Source organism: Pseudomonas sp. Q1, from assembly GCF_009935975.1.
In the GTDB taxonomy this organism is placed as follows: Bacteria; Pseudomonadota; Gammaproteobacteria; order Pseudomonadales; family Pseudomonadaceae; genus Aquipseudomonas; species Aquipseudomonas palleroniana.
On record NZ_QODI01000005.1, the window covers coordinates 94,668 to 116,169 of the forward strand.

General features: G+C 60.6%; 19 protein-coding genes. 11 read left to right on the plus strand and 8 right to left on the minus strand.

Translation table 11 applies throughout. The features are described from left to right. Positions 1 to 99 precede the first annotated feature (99 nt). A complete protein-coding gene (locus DK870_RS09575; protein ID WP_060756545.1) occupies positions 100 to 1,077 on the plus strand; it encodes a quinone oxidoreductase in 978 nt (325 codons plus the stop codon). 131 nt (positions 1,078 to 1,208) lie between these two features. Here the strand turns inward: DK870_RS09575 and DK870_RS09580 are convergent, their stop codons facing one another. The 3 genes from DK870_RS09580 to DK870_RS09590 form a co-directional block, all read right to left on the minus strand. After that, entirely contained in the window at positions 1,209 to 1,766 is a 558-nt protein-coding gene (locus tag DK870_RS09580; protein ID WP_060756546.1) for an L-threonylcarbamoyladenylate synthase, read from the minus strand. A gap of 54 nt (positions 1,767 to 1,820) precedes the next feature. Next, a complete protein-coding gene (gene dprA / locus DK870_RS09585) occupies positions 1,821 to 2,915 on the minus strand; it encodes a DNA-processing protein DprA (protein WP_104995089.1) in 1,095 nt (364 codons plus the stop codon). A gap of 63 nt (positions 2,916 to 2,978) precedes the next feature. Beyond that, entirely contained in the window at positions 2,979 to 3,755 is a 777-nt protein-coding gene (locus DK870_RS09590; protein ID WP_161548520.1) for a peptidoglycan-binding protein, read from the minus strand. A gap of 135 nt (positions 3,756 to 3,890) precedes the next feature. On the opposite strand from DK870_RS09590, the gene def reads away from it, so the two are divergent. From def to DK870_RS09615, 5 genes are all read left to right on the plus strand, one after another. Beyond that, positions 3,891 to 4,397, plus strand: coding sequence for a peptide deformylase (gene def / locus DK870_RS09595; RefSeq protein WP_016970668.1), 507 nt, complete (start codon positions 3,891 to 3,893; stop codon positions 4,395 to 4,397). Positions 4,398 to 4,466: 69 nt separating this feature from the next. Continuing rightward, positions 4,467 to 5,420: a methionyl-tRNA formyltransferase gene (gene fmt / locus DK870_RS09600; RefSeq protein ID WP_161548521.1), complete on the plus strand. Its 954-nt coding sequence runs from the start codon at positions 4,467 to 4,469 to the stop codon at positions 5,418 to 5,420. Continuing rightward, positions 5,417 to 6,727: a 16S rRNA (cytosine(967)-C(5))-methyltransferase RsmB gene (rsmB, locus tag DK870_RS09605; protein ID WP_060756550.1), complete on the plus strand. Its 1,311-nt coding sequence runs from the start codon at positions 5,417 to 5,419 to the stop codon at positions 6,725 to 6,727. The genes fmt and rsmB overlap by 4 nt, the downstream gene beginning before the upstream one ends. A 22-nt stretch (positions 6,728 to 6,749) precedes the next feature. Next, the gene (gene trkA, locus DK870_RS09610; RefSeq protein WP_060756551.1) at positions 6,750 to 8,123 is read left to right on the plus strand and encodes a Trk system potassium transporter TrkA; all 1,374 of its coding nucleotides are present in this window, start codon (positions 6,750 to 6,752) and stop codon (positions 8,121 to 8,123) included. A gap of 20 nt (positions 8,124 to 8,143) precedes the next feature. Beyond that, complete coding sequence (locus DK870_RS09615) at positions 8,144 to 8,455, plus strand: hypothetical protein (RefSeq protein WP_104995085.1); 312 nt, start codon at positions 8,144 to 8,146, stop codon at positions 8,453 to 8,455. Between the two features lie 133 nt (positions 8,456 to 8,588). Here DK870_RS09615 and DK870_RS09620 read toward each other — a convergent pair whose 3' ends face one another. Both DK870_RS09620 and DK870_RS09625 read right to left on the minus strand, forming a co-directional pair. Beyond that, positions 8,589 to 9,476: a lysophospholipid acyltransferase gene (locus tag DK870_RS09620; RefSeq protein ID WP_060756553.1), complete on the minus strand. Its 888-nt coding sequence runs from the start codon at positions 9,474 to 9,476 to the stop codon at positions 8,589 to 8,591. A 40-nt stretch (positions 9,477 to 9,516) separates the two neighbouring features. Then, entirely contained in the window at positions 9,517 to 10,074 is a 558-nt protein-coding gene (locus DK870_RS09625; RefSeq protein ID WP_161548522.1) for a DNA-3-methyladenine glycosylase I, read from the minus strand. An 81-nt stretch (positions 10,075 to 10,155) separates the two neighbouring features. Here DK870_RS09625 and glyQ point away from each other — a divergent pair, with 81 nt between their 5' ends. From glyQ to DK870_RS09645, 4 genes are all read left to right on the plus strand, one after another. Then, a complete protein-coding gene (gene glyQ / locus DK870_RS09630) occupies positions 10,156 to 11,109 on the plus strand; it encodes a glycine--tRNA ligase subunit alpha (RefSeq protein ID WP_003187265.1) in 954 nt (317 codons plus the stop codon). After that, positions 11,106 to 13,160: a glycine--tRNA ligase subunit beta gene (glyS, locus tag DK870_RS09635; RefSeq protein ID WP_104995083.1), complete on the plus strand. Its 2,055-nt coding sequence runs from the start codon at positions 11,106 to 11,108 to the stop codon at positions 13,158 to 13,160. The genes glyQ and glyS overlap by 4 nt, the downstream gene beginning before the upstream one ends. Positions 13,161 to 13,162: 2 nt before the next feature. Beyond that, positions 13,163 to 13,699 (plus strand): D-glycero-beta-D-manno-heptose 1,7-bisphosphate 7-phosphatase, encoded by a 537-nt coding sequence (gene gmhB, locus DK870_RS09640; protein WP_161548523.1) that lies wholly within the window; start codon positions 13,163 to 13,165, stop codon positions 13,697 to 13,699. Positions 13,700 to 13,781: 82 nt separating this feature from the next. Then, positions 13,782 to 14,552 (plus strand): 1-acyl-sn-glycerol-3-phosphate acyltransferase, encoded by a 771-nt coding sequence (locus DK870_RS09645; protein ID WP_060756556.1) that lies wholly within the window; start codon positions 13,782 to 13,784, stop codon positions 14,550 to 14,552. Between the two features lie 179 nt (positions 14,553 to 14,731). On the opposite strand, the gene DK870_RS09650 is transcribed toward DK870_RS09645, so the two are convergent. Next, entirely contained in the window at positions 14,732 to 17,011 is a 2,280-nt protein-coding gene (locus DK870_RS09650) for a CHASE2 domain-containing protein (protein WP_161548524.1), read from the minus strand. A 3-nt stretch (positions 17,012 to 17,014) separates the two neighbouring features. Further along, complete coding sequence (locus tag DK870_RS09655) at positions 17,015 to 17,977, minus strand: FecR domain-containing protein (protein ID WP_161548525.1); 963 nt, start codon at positions 17,975 to 17,977, stop codon at positions 17,015 to 17,017. Between the two features lie 281 nt (positions 17,978 to 18,258). On the opposite strand from DK870_RS09655, the gene DK870_RS09660 reads away from it, so the two are divergent. Next, on the plus strand, positions 18,259 to 18,981 hold the full coding sequence (locus tag DK870_RS09660; protein WP_060756559.1) for a response regulator transcription factor: 723 nt from the start codon (positions 18,259 to 18,261) through the stop codon (positions 18,979 to 18,981). A gap of 102 nt (positions 18,982 to 19,083) precedes the next feature. Here the strand turns inward: DK870_RS09660 and gyrB are convergent, their stop codons facing one another. Further along, a complete protein-coding gene (gene gyrB / locus DK870_RS09665) occupies positions 19,084 to 21,501 on the minus strand; it encodes a DNA topoisomerase (ATP-hydrolyzing) subunit B (RefSeq protein WP_060756560.1) in 2,418 nt (805 codons plus the stop codon). Between the last annotated feature and the right edge of the window lies 1 nt (position 21,502).

Here is a 21,502-nt window from a genome sequence, read left to right on the forward strand (position 1 = left end):
CACAGGATAACACCGCACCCACGTGCGTCGCAGTTGACGAAGATCAAGCTTAGGAGTCCGATAGCAGGCCACGCGATTCGATCTCAAGGAGAAGTGCAGATGGCCAAACGTATCCAGTTCAGCGCCCATGGCGGTCCCGAAGTACTTGAATATGTCGACTACACGCCCGCAGAGCCGGGCCCGCAACAGGTTCGCGTGCGTAATGAGGCCATCGGCCTGAACTTCATCGACACCTATTTCCGCAGCGGCCTGTATGCGCCGCCAGCCTTGCCGTCGGGGCTGGGCGCCGAGGGTGCCGGGGTGGTCGACGCGGTCGGCAGTGAAGTCTCTCAATTCAAGGTCGGCGACCGTGTGGCGTATGGCAGCGGCCCATTGGGCGCCTACAGCCAACTGCATGTGTTGCCCGCGGCCAACCTGGTGCACCTGCCGGACGAGATCAGCTTTGAACAGGCTGCCGGTGCGATGCTCAAGGGCCTGACCGTGCAATACCTGCTGCGCCAGACCTATGAACTCAAAGGCGGCGAAACCATTCTGTTCCACGCCGCGGCCGGGGGCGTGGGCTCCCTGGCCTGCCAATGGGCCAAAGCCCTGGGCGTCAAGCTGATCGGTACCGTGAGCTCGCCGGAAAAAGCCGCCCTGGCCAAATCCCTCGGCGCCTGGGAAACCATCGACTACAGCAAGGAAAACGTCGCACAGCGCGTATTGGAATTGACCGACGGCAAGAAAGTACCGGTGGTATACGACGGTGTGGGTAAGGATACCTGGCTGACCTCACTGGACAGCGTGGCACCGCGTGGGTTGGTGGTGAGCTTCGGTAACGCGTCGGGCGCGGTCGATGGGGTGAACCTGGGGATCCTGGCGGCCAAGGGTTCGCTGTATGTGACCCGTCCGACACTGGCGACCTATGCCAACAACCCGGAGAACCTGCAGGCAATGGCCGATGATTTGTTCTCGATGATCAAGAGCGGCAAGGTCCGCATTGATATCAACCAGCGCTATTCGCTGGCTGAGGCGGCGAAAGCGCAAACGGAATTGTCGGGACGTCGCACGACGGGGTCGACCATTCTGTTGCCGTAAGACGATAGATCTGTAGAGGTTGTGAGGGCCTTATCGCGAGCAAGCCCGCTCCCACATTTTGATCGGATTCCAACTGAAGGAACGCGGTCAAGTGTGGGAGCGGGCTTGCTCGCGATGGTCACACCTCGGCCTCAGGACGGCCGCACCACCTCACCCGTCGCCAAATCACGAATCAGGCTCGGGTTCTTGCGCCCACCCAGGGCGCCACCCAGCACCACGTCCAGTTGGCCACGGAAATATTGCTCTACACGCAGCCGCGTGCGCGCCGCCGGGCGCCCCTGAGGGTTGGCCGATGTGGAAATCAACGGCCCCACCAGCGAGCACAAATCCCGCACCAGCGGATGGTCACTCACCCGTACCGCCACCGTGTCATGCACACCGGTCACCCATTCAGGCAGCAAGCCCTGGTGGGGCACCAGCCAGGTATTCGGCCCCGGCCAGGTACTGGCCATGCGTTCGATCCAGGTATCCGGGAAATCTTCAAAGAGAAAATCGAACTGGCGAATATTGTCCGCCACCAGGATCAGGCCCTTATCCACCGAGCGGTTCTTGATCGCCAGCAACCGGTCCACCGCTTCTTCGTTCCACGGGTCGCAGCCCAGGCCCCAGACCGCCTCGGTCGGATAGGCAATCACCGCGCCTGCGCGAATTTCTCGTGCGGCTTCCAGCACACGCCACCTGTTGACCATTGTTCACTCTCCGGATTAAAGCTCTGCGCAGTTTACCGATCTTCGTTACAAAACCTAGGGGCGCGCGAGCCAGCGGCCACTCTCGCAGATCACTTGGCCTTCGAGCTCCAACTCCGTCAGCGTCGCCAGCACTTGGGATAACGGCCGCCCGCTGGCAATCGCCAAGCCTTCGCTGGTATGAGGCGCGGCATGCAGCAACGCCACCAGCGGATGGGTGACCGGCATGGGGGCAGGACGGGACAGGGCCTGCCAACCGCGCAAACCTTCCAGAATATGCTCGATGGTTTCGACCAACACCGCGCCATCGCGGATCAACTGGTGACACCCCTTGGCACCCGGATGATGAATGGAGCCGGGGATCGCATACACCTCGCGTCCTTGCTCGGCCGCCAGCCGTGCGGTAATGAGCGAGCCGCTGGCCATGCTGGCTTCAACCACCAACACGCCCAGCGACAAGCCGCTGATGATCCGGTTGCGCCGGGGAAAATTACCCGCTTGCGGCGCCGCATCCAGCGGAAACTCGGAAATTACGGCACTGCCTTGGTCAATCATTGCCGCCGCGAGCTTTCGATGGCGCTGTGGATAAAAATTTTCCAGGCCCGTGCCCAGCACGCCGATGGTCTGGCCACCCACCTCCAATGCCGCCTGATGCGCCGCGCCGTCTATGCCCAGCGCCAAGCCGCTGGTGATAACAAAGCCCGCACTCGCCAGGCTGCGCGAAAACGCGGCGGCCGTGTCCATGCCGGGACGGGAAGCGCGACGGCTGCCGACCATCGCCAACTGGGGTTTTTCCAGGATTGCAGGGTCACCGGCAACGAACAGCAACGGGGGGGCATCGTCGATCTGGGCGAGTAGCGCGGGATACTCAGGCTGGTCCCACATCAGTAAATGCTGGGCCGGGCGGGCTAGCCAGGCCAAGGCAGCACTCGCGCCATCACGGATTTCAGGGCTGCGTCGAGCCTCGGCACTGATGGCCGGCAACCCGAGGGAACGCCAGGCACTGGCGGGCGCGCTGATGGCCTTTGAAGCGCCGCCGAACGCTTCGATCAAAATGCGAAAACGCTTGGGGCCCAGTTCCGGCAGCCTGTGCAAGCGTAGTCGGGCTTCCAGTTCGGCAGGCGAAATTTCATCACTGTTTATCGGATACATCTGATCATCCTTGACCGGAACAAGCTGTGGATAACTCTGTTGGTAACTTATTTAGCAGGCTATTTATTGCGTTGAATTGGCCGTCACGAAACGGTCCATCACCGCCAGTGAGCGCGAGGCACTCAGTACCAGGCCGTAACTGAGTTTTTCAAAGGTACGAAACACCAGCAGGGTGCCAGCACGCTCGTCAGGAAGTGGCGTCGGGGCGCCGGTGAGGATGTCGCGGACAGTGGAACCGCTCTTGATCACCGTGAGCAATTGGCCTTCGACCATGCCGTCGCGCCGGCCTTTATTCAGGGTGACGGCGTCCAGCACGCCAATCTGAGTGACGCCCTTGGGGATATCAATGATTTGCCCTTCGATAAAAGGCGCGGATACCCCAGCGTCCAGCCCTGCCGGCGCGACGGGGTGCTCAGCGCGTAGCAGACGGTCGCCTGGGCGGACTTCCTGGGTCACGCGCTGCACGGCCAGGGTGGTGAGATCACCGGCCGTCACAAAACGTGCGGTGCCGATGTCGTCGGCATTGATGCCCAGCAGTTCTTGAGTGTGCGGGTCGGTGTAGGTTTTACCGCGCCGGAAAATCCCATAGCTGGCCTGGGACGGGTCGAGAGCACCGCGGGCATGCACACGCTCGCCATGGGCGCCCAACACCCGCCCCGCCTCAGCCGCAACAATGTAGGGCGCCCGGTCCAGATCCTGGGGCGTATCGAGAATGCGGTTATGCAATAAGAAGCGCTGGATAGCCTGTTGCGTCGGTTGATCCAGGCGCTGTACAGGCTGGGGCAGCAGGGCCGTGGCGAACGGGGCCCACAGCAGCAAGACGAGTAGCGATTTCCTCATGGGGTCAATCTCCTTTATTATGTGCGTTCGCGTGAAATGCCATGGCCTGTGCGGCTTTTGAGCGTTTCACACCGGCTGTCTGGGTCCATCCCAACGCCGATTTGCCTCTACCTCACATGTGCAGCAATTACGCTTATGGCTATTTTGAACATCCTCGAATTCCCCGACTCGCGCCTGCGCACGATCGCCAAACCGGTGGCCGTAGTGGACGACAAGGTTCGTCAGTTGGTCGATGACATGTTTGAAACAATGTATGAAGCCCCGGGCATCGGCCTCGCCGCCACCCAGGTCAACGTGCATCAGCGCGTCGTGGTCATGGACCTGTCGGAAGATCGCAGCGAACCCCGGGTGTTCATCAACCCCGAGTTCGAACCCCTGACCGAAGAGATGGGCGAATACCAGGAAGGTTGCCTGTCGGTACCGGAGTTCTACGAAAACGTCGAACGCCCGCTACGCGTGAAGATCAAGGCCCTGGACCGTGATGGCAAGCCCTACGAGTTGATCGCCGATGGCCTGCTGGCGGTATGCATCCAGCATGAGTGCGACCACCTCAACGGCAAGCTGTTTGTCGATTACCTGTCCACGCTCAAGCGCGACCGAATCAAGAAGAAGCTGGAAAAAAAGCATCGCCAGCAAGCTTGATGCCCGTCTTCCAAAGGCTTGCTGCGGCAAGCCTTTTTCTTTTGTGACTGCTTTTAACCGAGAACTCCCATGACCGAGCCACTGCGCATTGTTTTTGCCGGCACTCCCGAATTCGCAGCCGAACACCTCAAGGCGCTGCTTGCCAGCCCTTATGACATCGTCGCGGTGTATACCCAGCCGGATCGTCCGGCCGGGCGCGGGCAAAAACTGATGCCAAGCCCGGTCAAGCAGTTGGCGCTGGAACACAACATCCCTGTGCTGCAACCACCCAGCCTGCGTAATGCCGAGGCTCAGGCCGAGTTGGCCGCACTGCAGCCGGACCTGTTGGTGGTCGTGGCCTATGGCTTGATCCTTCCACAAGCGGTGCTGGACATCCCCCGCCTGGGTTGCATCAACAGTCACGCCTCGTTGCTGCCACGCTGGCGCGGCGCAGCCCCCATCCAGCGGGCGGTTGAGGCGGGTGACCGCGAAAGCGGGGTGACCGTGATGCGCATGGAGGCGGGCCTGGATACCGGCCCGATGCTGCTCAAGGTCACCACCCCGATCACGGGCGAAGACACGGGCGGCAGCCTGCACGACCGTCTCGCCGAGCTGGGCCCGCCGGCGGTGATCCAGGCCATCGCCGGCCTCGCAGCCGGCACACTGCCAGGCGACGTACAGGATGACAGCCTGGCCACCTACGCCCATAAACTGAATAAAGACGAAGCGCGTATCGACTGGAGGCGCCCGGCCGTGGAACTGGAGCGCCTGGTGCGCGCCTTCAACCCGTGGCCGATCTGCCACAGCACGCTCAATGGCGAGGCCTTGAAAGTATTGGCCGCGACCTTGGCCGATGGCAAAGGCGCTCCCGGCGAAATCATCGGGGCCAGCAAAGACGGCCTGGTGGTGGCCTGCGGTGAACAGGCACTGTGCCTGACCCGTCTGCAATTGCCTGGCGGCAAAGCACTGAATTTCAGCGACTTGTTCAACAGCCGTCGTGAGAAATTTGCCCTCGGCACGGTTCTCGGGACGGTCGCCCAATGAACCCGCGTCTGGCCGCCGCCAAGGCCCTCGCCGCCGTTCTCAACGGCAAGGCTTCGTTGAACAGTTCGCTGCCCACTCAGTTGGACAAGGTTGAGGACCGCGATCGCGGTTTCACCCAAGACCTGGCATTTGGCACCGCCCGCTGGCAGCCGCGCTTGTCGGCACTGGCGGCCAAGCTACTGCAAAAGCCGTTCAAGGCCGCCGATGCGGATGTGGAGGCGCTGCTGCTGGTCGGCCTCTATCAGTTGCTCTATACCCGCGTGCCGGCCCATGCCGCCATCGGTGAAACCGTCGGTTGCGCCGACAAGCTGAAAAAGCCCTGGGCCAAGGCCCTGCTCAACGCCGTGCTGCGCCGCGCCCAGCGCGAGAGCGAAGCGCTGCTGGCCGAGCTGGAGCACGACCCGGTGGTGCGCACTGCTCACCCCCGCTGGCTGCAAAAAGCCCTGAAAGCCTTCTGGCCGCAGCAATGGGAAGCCATTTGCGCCGCCAACAATGCGCACCCGCCGATGATCCTGCGGGTCAACCGCCGTCATCACAGCCGTGATGCCTACCTGCAATTGCTGACCACGGCCGGCATCAACGCCACACCGTGCGTGTACAGCGTCGACGGTATCGTGCTGGAAGCCGCCACCGACGTACGCAGCCTGCCGGGCTTTGCCGAAGGCTGGATCAGCGTGCAGGACGAAGCCGCACAACTGGCCGCCGACCTGCTCGACCTGGCCCCCGGCCAACGCGTGCTCGACGCTTGCTGCGCACCGGGCGGCAAGACCTGCCACATCCTGGAAGTCGAAAAGGACCTGGCGGGTGTGGTCGCGGTCGACCTGGAAGCCAAGCGCCTGGTACGTGTGCGTGAAAACCTCGCACGCCTGGGCCTCAACGCCGACCTGATCGCTGCCGACGGCCGCGACACCGCCAGTTGGTGGGACGGCAAACCTTTCCAACGTATCCTGCTGGACGCGCCGTGTTCTGCCACCGGCGTCATCCGCCGTCATCCGGACATCAAGCTGACCCGCCAGCCCGACGACATCGAGGCCCTGGCTGTGCTGCAAGGCGAACTGCTCGACGCCTTGTGGCCGACCCTGGAAGTCGGCGGCATCCTGCTCTACGCCACCTGCTCTACCTTGCCCACCGAGAACACCGAGGTGATCCAGGCCTTCCTCGCCCGCACCAGCGGCGCGCGCGAACTGGACCTCGCCACGGCCGCCGGGATCAAGCAGCCCCACGGCCGCCAACTGCTCGCACAGGAAGGCGGCCACGATGGCTTCTACTACGCCAAACTGATCAAAATCGCCGCCGCACGCGGCTGAATGGTTTTAAGGGAGTGACCGGATGAAAATCATCATCCTTGGGGCAGGGCAGGTTGGCGGTACGCTGGCCGAACATTTGGCCAGCGAAGCCAACGACATCACGGTGGTCGACACCGACAGCGAACGCCTGCGCAACCTCGGCGACCGCCTGGACATCCGCACTGTGCAAGGCCGCGCGTCATTCCCGACGGTACTGCGCCAGGCCGGCGCCGACGATGCCGATATGCTGGTGGCCGTGACCAACAGTGACGAAACCAACATGGTTGCCTGCCAAGTCGCCCACACCCTGTTCCACACCCCGACCAAGATCGCCCGCGTGCGTGAAGCGGCCTACCTGACCCGTGCGGGGCTGTTCGACAACGACGCGATTCCGGTGGACGTGCTGATCAGCCCGGAACAGGTGGTCACCCACTACATCAAGCGCCTGATCGAGATACCCGGCGCCTTGCAGGTGATCGACTTCGCCGAAGGCAAGGCACAATTGGTGGCGGTGAAGGCTTACTACGGTGGCCCGCTGGTCGGCCAGCAACTGCGCCAGTTGCGCGAACACATGCCGAATGTGGAAACCCGCGTAGCGGCTATTTTCCGACGCGACCGGCCGATCCTGCCCCAGGGCGATACGGTGATCGAGGCTGACGACGAGGTATTTTTCATCGCAGCCAAGGCGAATATTCGCGCAGTGATGAGCGAAATGCGCCGGCTCGACGAGAGCTACAAACGCATCGTGATCGCAGGGGGTGGGCAGATTGGCGAACGCTTGGCGGAGGCGATTGAAAGCCGCTACCAAGTGAAGATCATCGAGATGAGCCCGACACGTTGCCGGTATTTGTCCGACACGCTCGACAGTACCGTGGTGCTGCAAGGCAGTGCCTCGGACCGCGACCTGCTGATGGAAGAAAACATTGCCGACGCGGATATCTTCCTGGCCCTGACCAACGATGACGAAGCCAACATCATGTCTTCCCTGCTGGCCAAGCGACTGGGCGCGAAGAAGGTGATGACCATCATCAACAACCCGGCCTATGTCGACCTGATTCAAGGGGGCGATATAGACATCGCCATCAGCCCGCAGCTGGCCACCATTGGCACCTTGCTCGCCCACGTGCGCCGTGGCGATATCGTCAGCGTGCACTCCCTGCGCCGGGGCGCGGCAGAGGCCATCGAGGCGATCGCCCACGGTGATGCGAAATCGAGCAAGGTGATCGGCAAGGCCATCCGCGATATCGGCCTGCCGCCGGGCACCACCATCGGCGCGATCATTCGTGATGAAGAAGTGATCATCGCCCATGACGACACGGTGATCGCCACGGGCGACCATGTGATTTTGTTCCTGGTGGATAAAAAGCATATCCGCGATGTGGAGAAGTTGTTCCACGTGGGGCTGAGCTTCTTCTGACGCAAAAGGAGTACACCGGCATGCTCGAATCCCTGGAGAAAATGCTCGCCAAGGGTGTCGATAATTCCCTGCTGCGCTTTGGCTTGGGCAAGGGTTACCTGGACCTGAAGGACAACGCCAAGGCAGCCGAACATTTACGCAAGTGCGTCGAGTTTGACCCGAAGTATTCGGCGGCGTGGAAGTTGCTGGGCAAGGCGCAGGCGGGATTGGGTGATATCGCTGCGGCGCGGCTGGCGTGGGAGAAAGGGATCGAAGCGGCCCAGACCCATGGCGACAAGCAGGCCGAGAAAGAGATGACGGTGTTCCTGAAGAAACTCGACCGTCAGCCCTGACCGGAATGAAATGTGGGAGGGGGCTTGCTCCCGATAGCAGTGTGTCAGCCAAGAATTCCTTAGCTGAACCACCGCTATCGGGAGCAAGCCCTCTCCCACATTGGGTTTTGTCTGAGTATTGAGCCAGTGGGGCCTAGTACCACCGCGCCTCGCCCGGCGGGCGCTTCTTGAAGCGCTTCATGCTCCACATGTACTGGCTCGGGTACGCGCCGACGTAACGCTCCACCACCTTGCTCATGGCCGCGCAGGACGTGGCGGTGTCGGTGCTGTACATGTCTTCCGGCGCCGCTTCCAGGATCACTTTGTAGCCTGAACCATCCGGCAGCCGCAGCGCATGCAGGAAGACACCTACGGCTTTGTGGCCTGCGAGCATGTTCGGCACAAACTTGCTGGTCAGCGCCTGGGTGGCGAAGAACGGCACGAAGATCCCTGCCGATTCGGCCGGCTCCGGGTCGGCGGGGATGCCGACCTGACCGCCTTTGCGCACTTCCTTGATCACGCTGAGAATGCCTTCCTTGGTCGACGCCGCCACACGGTTACCCAGTTGCACCCGCTGTTTTTGCAGGAGTTCATCCACCGCCTTGAGCTTCGGCGGGCGGTAGAAAATGATCGGTTTGCATTGGTTGCAATAGAAGTGATTGAGCACTTCCCAGTTGCCCAGGTGGCTGGTGATGCCCACCACGCCTTTGCCCGACGCCAGGGCTTGGTGCAGCACTTCCAGGCCTTCGACTTCGCGCACCAGGTCGATGGAGCGCTGGGCCGGCCAGATCCAGGCACAGGCGCTTTCGGTCAGGGACTTGCCGATATCCATCAGGCTCTGGCCGACCAGCCGCTCGCGAGCGGCCGGGTCCATGTCCGGGAAGCACTTGGAGAGGTTGATCCGCACCGTGTCGCGAGAGCGGTTGGGGGTTTTCCACATGATCCAGCCAATCGCCGTGCCGACGGCTTGAACGGCGCGCCAAGGCAGCAGGGCAAACAACCGGAGAGCGCCTACCAGCAAGGCGCCTTTAAACTTTTCCACAGGTCACTCCTGATCGTGTGTGGTGCGCAAAGCGGGCATTCTAACCGGCGTTGGCCAACTGCGCGTAACGGTCACAGTCCTGGGTATGGTCCATGACCATGCCGCTGGCCTGCATGAACGCATAGCAGATGGTCGGCCCGACGAAGGTGAACCCGGCCTTTTTCAGGGCCTTGCTCATGGCTTCGGCCTCGGGGGTAATTGCCGGGACTTCGCTGCGGTCCTTGAAGTGATTGACCTTGGGCACGCCGCCAACGAAGGACCAGAGCCACCCCACCGGGTCTTCCAGGGCCAGCCAGGCAGCGGCATTGCGCCGGGTGGCGTTGAGCTTCAAGCGATTGCGCACGATACCCGGATCGAGCATCAAGGCTTCTATTTCAGCATCGGTCAGTTTCGCCAATCGTTGCGCATCGAAACCGAACAACACCTTCCGATAATGCTCGCGTTTGCGTAAAACAGTGATCCAGGACAGGCCCGCCTGGAACCCTTCGAGCAAAAGCAACTCGAACAAACCCTGCGCATCGCGCAGCGGCGTTCCCCACTCCTGATCGTGATATGCCATGTACAGCGGATCTTCAGAACACCAAAAGCAGCGTGGCATAAGGCTCCAGGGGGTGGTAGCAGGGCCGAATCGGGTATACTCCCGCTCTTTAAATCGCAGCCCAAGTAACAGGTGAATTTCGTGAGCCAGCCTACGCCAGCCGTGCGTACCTTCCAAGACTTGATCCTCGCCCTCCAGCAATACTGGGCCGAGCAAGGTTGTGTGGTACTTCAGCCCTACGATATGGAAGTAGGCGCCGGCACTTTCCACACCGCCACATTCCTGCGGGCCATCGGCCCGGAAACCTGGAACGCCGCTTATGTGCAGCCCAGTCGTCGCCCGACTGACGGCCGCTACGGCGAAAACCCCAACCGCCTGCAGCACTACTACCAGTTCCAGGTGGTCTTGAAGCCGAACCCGGACAATTTCCAGGAGCTGTACCTGGGCTCGTTGAAACATGTCGGCCTGGACCCTCTGGTCCACGATATCCGTTTCGTCGAAGACAACTGGGAGTCGCCGACCCTGGGCGCCTGGGGCCTGGGCTGGGAAGTGTGGCTCAACGGCATGGAAGTGACGCAGTTCACCTACTTCCAGCAAGCGGGCGGCATCGAGTGCTACCCGGTGACCGGCGAAATCACCTACGGCCTTGAGCGCCTGGCCATGTACCTGCAGGGCGTGGACTCGGTCTACGACCTGGTGTGGGCAGACGGCCCGTTCGGCAAAGTGACCTACGGCGATGTGTTCCATCAGAACGAGGTGGAGCAGTCCACCTACAACTTCGAACACGCCAACGTCGACAAGCTGTTCGAACTGTTCGACTTCTATGAAAGCGAAGCCAAGCGCCTGATCGAACTCGACCAGCCGCTGCCGTTGCCAAGCTATGAAATGGTGTTGAAGGCCTCCCATACCTTCAACCTGCTCGACGCCCGCCGTGCCATCTCGGTAACCGCGCGTCAGCAATACATCCTGCGTGTCCGCACCCTGGCGCGTTCCGTCGCCCAAGCCTACCTGCTGGCACGCGCCAAGCTGGGCTTCCCGATGGCAACCCCGGATTTGCGTGATGAAGTGTTGGCTAAGCTGGAGGCTGCACAATGAGTGCTCAAGATTTCCTGGTTGAACTGGGCACCGAAGAGCTGCCACCCAAGGCACTCAATACCCTGGCCGACGCCTTCCTGGCCGGTATCGAAAAAGGCCTGCAAACCGCCGGCCTGAAGTTCGAAGCGAAGAAAGTCTACGCCGCGCCACGCCGCCTGGCCGTGTTGCTGACCGCCCTGGAAACCCAGCAGCCGGACCGCAGCATCAACCTTGACGGCCCACCGCGCCAGGCCGCTTTCGACGCCGAAGGCAACCCGACCCAGGCCGCCCTTGGTTTTGCCAAGAAGTGTGGCGTGGAGCTGAGCGATATCGACCAGAGCGGCCCGAAACTGCGCTTCAGCCAAGTCATCACCGGCAAGCCGACCGCAAGCCTGCTGCCGACCATCGTCGAAGATTCGCTGAACGACCTGCCGATCCCCAAGCGCATGCGCTGGGGTGCGCGCAAAGAAGAATTCGTACGCCCGACCCAGTGGCTGGTCATGCTGCTCGGTGACCAGGTCATCGACTGCACCATCCTCGCCCAGAAAGCGGGCCGCGACTCCCGTGGTCACCGCTTCCACCATCCAGAAGCCGTGCGCATTACGTCGCCGGCCAACTACCTCAACGACCTGCGTGCCGCCTACGTGCTGGCCGATGCCAACGAGCGTCGCGAGCTGATCAGCAAACGCACCGAAGAGCTGGCTCGCCTGCAGGAAGGCACCGCCATCGTGCCGCCAAGCCTGCTCGATGAAGTGACCGCCCTGGTTGAATGGCCGGTGCCGCTGGTGTGCTCGTTCGAGGAACGTTTCCTCGAGGTGCCGCAAGAAGCGCTGATCACCACCATGCAGGACAACCAGAAGTACTTCTGCCTGCTGGACGTGGACGGCAAGTTGCTGCCGCGCTTCATCACCGTGGCCAACATCGAGAGCAAGGACCCGCAGCAGATCATCGCCGGTAACGAAAAAGTCGTTCGCCCGCGCCTGACCGACGCCGAGTTCTTCTTCAAGCAAGACAAGAAGCAGAAGCTCGAAGACTTCAACCTGCGCCTGCAGAACGTGGTGTTCCAGGAAAAACTCGGCAGCGTCTACGACAAGGCCGTACGCGTTTCCAAGCTGGCCGCCTACATTGCGCCACGTATCGGCGGTGATGCTGCACGGGCTGCGCGTGCGGGCCTGCTGTCCAAGTGCGACCTGGCCACCGAGATGGTTGGCGAGTTCCCCGAGATGCAAGGCGTCGCCGGTTACTACTACGCCCTCAACGACGGCGAGCCGGAGGATGTGGCCCTGGCACTGAACGAGCAGTACATGCCGCGCGGTGCCGGTGCCGAGCTGCCAAGCACCCTGACCGGTGCGGCCGTGGCCATCGCCGACAAGCTGGACACCCTCGTCGGTATCTTCGGTATCGGCATGTTGCCCACCGGCAGCAAAGACCCGTATGCCCTGCGCCGTGCGGCCCTGGGCGTGCTGCGTATCCTGATCGACAAGAAGCTGGACCTCGACCTGACCCAGGCCGTGGTGTTCGCGGTCGGCCAGTTCGGTGCCAAGGTCAAGCAAGCCGGCCTGGCCGAGCAAGTGCTGGAGTTTGTGTTCGACCGCCTGCGTGCGCGTTACGAAGACGAAGGCGTGGATGTTTCCGTCTACCTGTCGGTACGTGCCCTGCAACCGGGTTCGGCGCTGGACTTCGACCAACGCGTGCAAGCCGTACAGGCGTTCCGCAAGCTGCCGGAGGCCGATGCCCTGGCCGCCGTGAACAAGCGCGTATCGAACCTGCTGAGCAAGGCCGAAGGCTTGGGCAACGCCGAAGTCGACCCGGGCCTGTTTGCCGATGCCAAGGAGTTCTCGCTGAACTCGGCCATCGCCAAGGCGGAGAACGCGGTGAAGCCGCTGATCGCCGAGCGTAACTACGCCGAAGCGTTGGCGCGCCTGGCGAGCTTGCGTGAGCCGGTGGATGCGTTCTTCGAAGCGGTGATGGTCAATGCCGAAGAGGCCGGCGTGCGGAAAAACCGCTACGCCATGCTGGCGCGCCTGCGCGGCTTGTTCATCGGCATCGCTGATATTTCCACACTGAGCTGACTATGTTGAAACTGCTGATTCTCGATCGGGACGGGGTGATCAACTACGACTCCGACGCTTACATCAAGTCGGTGGAGGAGTGGGTTCCACTGCCCGGCTCGATCGAGGCCATCGCGCAGTTGAGCAAAGCCGGCTGGACGGTGGCCATCGCCACCAACCAGTCCGGCATTGCCCGTGGCTACTACGACATCGCGACCCTGGACGCCATGCATGCGCGCTTGCGCACGTTGGTCGCCGAGCAGGGGGGTGAGGTGGGGCTGGTGGTGTACTGCCCCCACGGGCCGGACGAGGGCTGCGATTGCCGCAAACCCAAGCCTGGCATGTTGAAAACCATTGCAGAACATTACAAGGTGCCCTTGGCTGGGCTATGGTTCGTCGGGGACAGCCTCGGTGACCTGGAGGCGGCCAAAGCCGTCGACTCTCAGCCAGTTTTGGTTAAGACCGGGAAAGGCGAAAAGACCCAGGCGAAAAACCTGCCGGTAGGCACTTTGATTTTTGACGATCTGGCGGCGGTTGCCGCAGAACTTATCAACAACTAGCCGCCCTCGACTTCCTGGCCAAGGACTGTTCGGGAGTGCGCTTTTAACAGGCGGGCCGTGTCCCGCAACGGTAAATGCCGCCATGTCGATCTTGCAGGCCATCAGAACCTTTTTCTTTTACCTGCTGCTGGGCACCAGTTCGTTTCTCTGGTGCACCCTGAGCTTTTTTATTGCGCCTTTCTTGCCGTTCAAGGCGCGTTATCGCTTTATCAACGTCTATTGGTGCCGCTGCGCGTTGTGGCTGACCCGGGTATTCCTCAACATCCGTTTCGAGGTCAAGGGCGCTGAAAACGTCCCGGACCAGCCCTGCGTGATTCTGTCGAACCACCAGAGCACGTGGGAGACGTTCTTCCTGTCAGCCTACTTCTCGCCATTGAGCCAGGTGCTCAAGCGTGAGTTACTGTACGTGCCGTTCTTCGGCTGGGCCATGGCCATGCTGCGGCCCATCGCCATTGACCGTGACAACCCCAAGGCGGCGCTCAAGCACGTGGCCAAAAAAGGCGACGAATTGCTCAAGGACGGCGTCTGGGTGTTGATCTTCCCAGAAGGCACTCGGGTGCCCTACGGCACCGTAGGCAAATTCTCACGAGGTGGTACCGCGCTGGCGGTCAACGCGAACCTGCCGGTTTTGCCAATCGCCCACAACGCCGGCAAGTTCTGGCCAAAGACGGGTTGGGCAAAACGCGAGGGCACCATCACCGTGGTGATTGGTGAGCCGATGTACGCCGAAGGTGAAGGACCGCGTGCCATTGCTGCGCTGAATGATCGCGCTGCCGCGTGGAACGAGGCACAACAGCGAGCCATGGGTTCGCTGCCTCCGGAGCCGGTTGTGGTCGAAACACCGGCGGTGTGAGCTTCTGTGGATAACCTGTGTACGGTTTGTTGGCGAATTGGTGATTTTAAAACCTAACGAACTGATTTTATTACATATTTCTTGATCTTATAAAATCTCGAAAAACGTGCATAAGTTTTTTCAGCCAAAAAAACCGGTCCTTGTGACCGGTTTTTTATGCACAACGTAAAAGTACGTTTTTATTCATCCAAGAGTGGCAGGGAAAGGATGAAGGTAGAGCCTTTTTCCAACTCGCTTTCACACCGGATACGACCACCATGACGCTCGATCACGGCTTTGACCATGGTCAGGCCCAACCCCAACCCTTCGCTGCCCTGGGCCGAATCAAAGCGCCGGTACTGGTTGAACAGCTCGGGTAAGTCTTCAGGCGCAATACCCGGCCCCTGATCGCTGATGCGGCACTCCAGAACACCTTGCCCACTGCTGTGGCTCAACCTGACGGTGGTGCCGGACGGCGAGTACTTGATGGCGTTCTCCAGCACATTAAACAACGCTCGAGTGAGCAGTGATTGATCTGCCGACACCATGGCCTCATCGGCTTCATCCAGGTCGTGGACAAGGTGGATGCCCTTGAGCTGGGCGAGCAACGCCACCTGGTCAAAGGCGTCCATCACCAGCATGGCGAACAGCGTGGGCTGGAACTGATAGCCGTCGGCTTCGGCCTTGGCCAATTGCACAAAGGATTCCGTGAGGCTCAAGGCTCGCTTCACTTGTTGTTCGATTTGAGCAAACACCGGTGACTCGCCGTTGTGCACATCCAGCAGGGCCAATATTGCCGAATGCGGCGCACGCAGGTCGTGGGACAAAAAGCGCAACATCGTCTCGCGGTGTTGCTGGGCCTCGCGCTCCTTGCTCAGGTCGGTCAGGCTCAGCAGCCAGCCGAGGGCGATGTCGCCTTCAGCTGGCAGCAAGGGTGCGAGCTCCATGCGCAAGCTGCGTTGGTGGATGTCACGGAATTCAACAAGCTCCAACGCCGAGAGGGCAGGGCGAACGCCGTTGTGCAGCGGTGGATAACCCAAATCAGCGAGCTGTTCGATCAGATTGGCGCTGACCAGATCGCTACCGAACACCTCACGGGCGATGCGATTGGCCAGCAGTATGGTGCCTTGGGGATCGGTAATCAGCGTTGCCACCGGCAGGCACTCCAGACCATCGGCCATGAAACGGCGCGTATCACGTGTGCGGCTGACCGCCTGCTCCAAGGCAAAGATCCGCGCCTGTAACATATCCCCTTTGCTTGCGGGGGCGCGACGACGTTCGGGGAGAACCTTGGGTTCGTGATCCAGGCGCGCCAGTTCCCAGCCGAAATAAGCGAGGATCACGCTGAGACGACGCCAGTTCCAGATCAGGTAGCTGAGCAGCAAACCGATCAGACACGCCGCCGGCGGCCACCAGTGCCCCATGCGCAGCAGCAGCCATGCCCCCAGCAGAGCGCCAGCCATGCACCCCAGCGTCATCCACAAGGCGTACCGGGGCCGATACAGCAGCAGGCCCAGTAACACGGCCACCAACGAGGTCGCTATCAACGCGGCGAGCCAACCGGGCAGCTCGACAATGCTGCGCTCTTGCAGCAAGCCGTTGAGGACGTTGGCCTGGATCTCCACACCCGCCGTGGTGCCCGCAATCGACGACAGCGGGGTGACAAAACGATCGCCCATTCCAGAGGCGGTGGCCCCCACCAGGATCAGGCGATTGCGCAGCCGTTCAGGGGCAACTTCACCCCGTAACAGGCTGGCGTAGGAGACACTCGGAAAATGGGTATGGGCCGCGATGAACGGGATGCGTATAGCGTAGTCCCGATGCCACTGCGCGCTGGTTTGCGCCAGCGGCTCGCCAGGCATCTCAGACGGTTGGCCGCTTAATGTGTAGGCCAGCCACGCCAATTGCGGTGTGGTAGCACCGGGCGGGCCTTCGCGCAGGTAGAGGCTACGAACCACGCCATCGCTATCCGCTTCAACGTTGATATGCCCAAGGCCCTTGGCGCATTTGAGCAGGGGCAAGAGTTGCGGGTCCGGCTCGCTATAGGTGGCGGCGCCTTCACGCAATAACGGCAATACCACGTTACCTGCGTTGCAAATCGCATCCGCCAGGCGTCGATCATTGGCGGGTACGCCTGGCTCGCTGAAGATCACATCGAACAGGATCGCCGACGGTTGTGCGTCACTCAGGCGGTCGATCAGGTCGGCGTGCAGGCTGCGCGGCCAGGGCCATCGGCCCAGCGCTTTGACGCTCTGATCATCAATCGTCACCAACAAGATGCGCGGGTCCACCGGCAGAGGGGCCAGGCGGCGAAGGCTGTCGTACAACGGGTTGTTCAGCGCCAGCCCCGGGCTGAGGGACAGGTAGGCGGTGATCGGCAATAGCAGCAGACCTATCCACAACCATTCCCGAACCAGGCCGTGGAATAAACGCTGGGCATGGGTAGGCTGGCGTTTCTCGGCCTTGCGCCAGAGCATCATCGGTCAGCCACCGGATGCCTGCGCCTGGGTGGCGGGTGGGTAGTAGAAGATGTCATAAACCCCGGTTTCTCCCTCCAGGCCGTGCTCATCGTAGGCCGACAAACGCACGTGATAGAACGACGCTTTGAGCCCAGTGAAGCTCATTTTCGGCTCGCTGGAAAAGTTTTGCTGCTTGATGTTCAGGAAGGCGCTATCCGTGGCAACTTGCGCACGATAACGCTGCGCCCCCGGTAATGGTCGCAGGTACAAATGCCACACCGGCGCGTCGCCTTTCTGGCCGTCCTGGCCAACCAACACCGGCGCCGGCAGAAGCTCCACCGGCTTGAGTTCACCCTGTCTGGTGAACAACAGTCCCTGACGCGCATCCACCTTCACTTCGCCGTCGACAGGACCGGTGACCCGCTTTGTTTTCACATCACGGTTGACCGCGACCTGACCGTTGAGCACCTCCAATACCGATTGCTCACCTTCATCGCGTACTCGAAAGTGCGTACCGCGTACCCCCAGCACTCCCACGGGAGTCACGATCTGGAACCGATCAGAGGCGCTGTCCCGCTTGATCACATAGGCTTCAGCCTGGCCTTGTTCAAGAACGACCTGGGGAATCGACAGCGGTTGCACCGAGCGCAAATGCACCTGCGAATGGGAAGGCAGCACCACTCTCGAACCGTCGCCGAACAACAGGCTGGTGAACGCCGATTCCGAGGTTCTGACGCCTTCTTGCTCATCGATGGTCATGCCTTCTTGCAGAGGGTGCGCCTTGCCCTGGCTGTCCAGCTTCCAGGCGTCCCCTGTCAAATGCAGGACAACCGCCGGCAGCGGCTGGGCACGACAGACAAAATGATCATCGATGTAGGCGGCACGAGGCGACGCACAAACAGGCAGGGCGACCATGGCCATGACCAGGAACGAGGGGAGTGTCCCGTACCCGCTGCGGGGAGAAAAACTCAGGGTGCTTATCGACATGGGGCTTCCATAGTGCGTCTCACAAAAACGCGCAGGTTTTACGCACGTTACACATGCGTCGGCTGATCCTTTTCCTCAGGAGCAGGAGCCGGTATCTTTCCCACATTGGTACTGAAAATTTTCAATGAGTTAACGGCTCTTTGCTATCAGCGTACCGATTGATCCACAGGGTGTTGCGTCTGGCCACAATTATTCAGATTCAACACCAGGTATTTGCTCTGTACGAAATCGCTGTCGAACAGGCCATCGACGGCCGCTATTTTAGTTGAAAGGACCCACCCATGCGTGTCGCAATACTGGATGACGAGCCTGCCGAACTACGCCGGGTTGAACAGACACTGCGACAGATCCCCAGCACTGCGGAACAGCCGTGGTCCCTGCATTTCTTTGAGCGCGGTGAAGACCTTTTGCGCCAGTTACGCCGGGAAACCTTCGATCTGCTGATACTCGATTGGCAACTGCCTGATATCAGCGGCATCGCCCTGTTGCGCTGGACCCGAGAACACATGGAGGTCCCCCCTGCGGTCATCATGCTGACCAGCCGGGACGCAGAGAGCGACATCGTCACGGCACTCAACAGCGGGGCCGATGACTACGTCAGCAAACCCTTCCGCCCCAATGAGCTCAAAGCACGGGTCAGTGCGGTGCTACGCCGTCATGGTTTGCAAAAGCCCGCCACCAGCGAGCTGCAAAGTTTCAATGACCTGACCTTTGACGATGCCGAGTTGACCGTTACCCGTGCGGGTAAACCGATCAATCTGACCGAGAGGGAGTATCGATTGGCCAGTTGCTTGTTCGCCAACCTGGCGCGGCCGCTGTCTCGCGAGTACCTGTATGAACGGTTCTGGACCCATGAGGAAATGGTGTCCTCCCGCCCGCTGGATACGCATATCTATCGTTTGCGTAACAAGCTGGGGCTGACGGCGGATCGAGGCTGGCAGTTGCTGACAATCTATGGGTATGGGTATCGGTTGGAAAGTGTGGCGACGACCACGTCGGACTAAGACCGGCTATGTTCCACGTGGAGCATTTTAAAAATACATCCCCGCAGCAATAAAAAAGGCCAACGCATAGCGTTGGCCTTTTGCTTTAGCGCGTAGGCTTGATCAGAAGTCCAAGTTGGACACCGCCAAGGCATTGCTCTCGATGAAGTCACGGCGAGGCTCGACCGCATCACCCATGAGGGTGTTGAAGATCTGGTCTGCGCCAATGGCGTCTTCAATGGTCACGCGCAGCATGCGACGCTGGCTTGGGTCCATGGTGGTTTCCCACAGCTGATCCGGGTTCATCTCGCCCAGACCTTTGTATCGCTGGATGGTATGACGCTTGGTGCTTTCAGCCATCAGCCAGTCGAGGGCTTCCTTGAATTCCTTGACGGGCTTCTTGCGTTCGCCACGCTGGATGTAAGCGCCTTCGTCCAACAGAGTGCTCAGTTGAGCGCCCAGGGTAACCACCGTCTTGTAGTCATTGCTGCCGAAGAAGTCGCGGTTGAAGGTGACGTAGTTGGACAGGCCGTGGGAGATCAGTTCGACCTCGGGCAACCACACGCCACGTTCACGATCTTCACGCAGGCTGGCTTTGTAGACCAGGCCGGATTTCTCGACGGTACGCAAGCGCACTTCGTATTGAGCCAACCATTCCTGCATGGCCGCGTGATCACCCAACTGCTCCAGGCTGACCGCCGGCAGGTAGATGAAGTGCTCGGTCAGTTCCTGAGGGTACAGGCGCGACAGACGCTTGAGGGTCTTCATCACCATGCGGAAGTCGTTAACCAGACGCTCCAGTGCCTCACCGGAGATACCCGGCGCCTCGTCGTTCAAGTGCAGGCTGGCATCTTCCAGGGCCGACTGCGTCATGTACTCTTCCATGGCGTCGTCGTCTTTGATGTATTGCTCTTGCTTGCCCTTTTTCACTTTGTACAACGGCGGTTGGGCGATGTAGATGTAGCCGCGCTCGATCAGCTCCGGCAACTGACGGAAGAAGAAAGTCAGCAGCAGGGTACGGATGTGCGAACCGTCGACGTCAGCATCGGTCATGATGATGATGTTGTGGTAGCGCAGCTTGTCGATGTTGTACTCGTCACGACCGATGCCGCAGCCCAGTGCCGTGATCAAGGTGCCGACTTCCTGGGAAGAAATCATCTTGTCGAAACGGGCTTTCTCGACGTTGAGGATCTTGCCCTTCAACGGCAGGATGGCCTGGGTACGACGGTTACGACCCTGCTTGGCGGAGCCGCCAGCAGAGTCACCTTCCACCAGGTACAGTTCGGAGAGGGCAGGGTCCTTCTCCTGGCAGTCCGCGAGTTTGCCTGGCAAGCCGGCAATATCCAGCGCGCCTTTGCGGCGGGTCATCTCACGGGCTTTACGTGCTGCTTCACGGGCACGTGCGGCGTCGATCATCTTGCCGACTACCAGCTTGGCTTCGTTCGGGTTTTCCAACAGGAAGTCGGAGAAGTACTTGCCCATCTCCTGTTCCACTGCGGTCTTCACTTCGGAGGACACCAGTTTGTCTTTGGTCTGGGAGCTGAACTTGGGGTCCGGTACTTTAACCGAGATGATCGCGGTCAAGCCTTCACGCGCATCGTCACCGGTGGTGGCGACTTTGTGCTTCTTCGCCAGGCCCTCGGCCTCGATGTAGGTGTTCAGGTTACGCGTCAGTGCGGAACGGAAACCCACCAGGTGAGTACCGCCATCGCGCTGTGGAATGTTGTTGGTGAAGCACAACAGGTTCTCGTTGAAGCTGTCGTTCCACTGCAGGGCGATTTCCACGCCGATGCCGTCTTCACGCTGGATGTTGAAGTGGAACACCTGGTTGACCGCAGTCTTGTTGGTGTTCAGGTATTCAACGAAGGCACGCAGGCCACCTTCGTACTTGAACAGTTCTTCCTTGCCGCTGCGCTCGTCCTTGAGGACGATACCCACACCGGAGTTAAGGAAGGACAGCTCACGAATACGCTTGGCGAGGATATCCCAGCTGAAGTGGATATTCTTGAACGTCTCGCTGGAAGCCTTGAAGTGAATCTGGGTACCGGTGGTTTCACTGTCACCCACGATCGCCATGGGTGCCTGAGGCACGCCATGCACGTAGGTTTGCTCCCAGATTTTGCCGCTGCGGCGAACGGTCAACACCAGCTCTTCCGAGAGGGCGTTTACTACCGAAACACCTACGCCGTGCAAGCCGCCAGACACTTTATAGGAGTTATCGTCGAACTTACCGCCAGCGTGGAGCACGGTCATGATGACCTCGGCCGCCGAAACGCCCTCTTCTTTATGCACATCAACCGGAATGCCGCGACCATTGTCGCGCACAGTGATGGATTCATCCGGGTGGATGATGATGCTGATGTCGTCGCAGTGACCGGCCAGCGCTTCGTCGATGGAGTTGTCGACCACCTCGAACACCATGTGGTGCAGACCGCTACCATCATCGGTGTCGCCGATGTACATACCGGGACGTTTGCGTACGGCATCCAAACCTTTCAGCACTTTGATGCTGGTCGAGTCGTACGTGTTTTCTTCGCTCATG

What these genes read in the sequence shown, in the direction of transcription:
- DK870_RS09575 (WP_060756545.1), top strand. Translation starts at nt 100, where the DNA reads ATGGCCAAACGTATCCAGTTCAGCGCCCATGGCGGTCCCGAAGTACTT.
- DK870_RS09580 (WP_060756546.1), bottom strand. Translation starts at nt 1,766, where the DNA reads ATGGTCAACAGGTGGCGTGTGCTGGAAGCCGCACGAGAAATTCGCGCA.
- dprA (WP_104995089.1), bottom strand. Translation starts at nt 2,915, where the DNA reads ATGTATCCGATAAACAGTGATGAAATTTCGCCTGCCGAACTGGAAGCC.
- DK870_RS09590 (WP_161548520.1), bottom strand. Translation starts at nt 3,755, where the DNA reads ATGAGGAAATCGCTACTCGTCTTGCTGCTGTGGGCCCCGTTCGCCACG.
- def (WP_016970668.1), top strand. Translation starts at nt 3,891, where the DNA reads ATGGCTATTTTGAACATCCTCGAATTCCCCGACTCGCGCCTGCGCACG.
- fmt (WP_161548521.1), top strand. Translation starts at nt 4,467, where the DNA reads ATGACCGAGCCACTGCGCATTGTTTTTGCCGGCACTCCCGAATTCGCA.
- rsmB (WP_060756550.1), top strand. Translation starts at nt 5,417, where the DNA reads ATGAACCCGCGTCTGGCCGCCGCCAAGGCCCTCGCCGCCGTTCTCAAC.
- trkA (WP_060756551.1), top strand. Translation starts at nt 6,750, where the DNA reads ATGAAAATCATCATCCTTGGGGCAGGGCAGGTTGGCGGTACGCTGGCC.
- DK870_RS09615 (WP_104995085.1), top strand. Translation starts at nt 8,144, where the DNA reads ATGCTCGAATCCCTGGAGAAAATGCTCGCCAAGGGTGTCGATAATTCC.
- DK870_RS09625 (WP_161548522.1), bottom strand. Translation starts at nt 10,074, where the DNA reads ATGCCACGCTGCTTTTGGTGTTCTGAAGATCCGCTGTACATGGCATAT.
- glyS (WP_104995083.1), top strand. Translation starts at nt 11,106, where the DNA reads ATGAGTGCTCAAGATTTCCTGGTTGAACTGGGCACCGAAGAGCTGCCA.
- gmhB (WP_161548523.1), top strand. Translation starts at nt 13,163, where the DNA reads ATGTTGAAACTGCTGATTCTCGATCGGGACGGGGTGATCAACTACGAC.
- DK870_RS09645 (WP_060756556.1), top strand. Translation starts at nt 13,782, where the DNA reads ATGTCGATCTTGCAGGCCATCAGAACCTTTTTCTTTTACCTGCTGCTG.
- DK870_RS09650 (WP_161548524.1), bottom strand. Translation starts at nt 17,011, where the DNA reads ATGATGCTCTGGCGCAAGGCCGAGAAACGCCAGCCTACCCATGCCCAG.
- DK870_RS09655 (WP_161548525.1), bottom strand. Translation starts at nt 17,977, where the DNA reads ATGTCGATAAGCACCCTGAGTTTTTCTCCCCGCAGCGGGTACGGGACA.
- DK870_RS09660 (WP_060756559.1), top strand. Translation starts at nt 18,259, where the DNA reads ATGCGTGTCGCAATACTGGATGACGAGCCTGCCGAACTACGCCGGGTT.
- gyrB (WP_060756560.1), bottom strand. Translation starts at nt 21,501, where the DNA reads ATGAGCGAAGAAAACACGTACGACTCGACCAGCATCAAAGTGCTGAAA.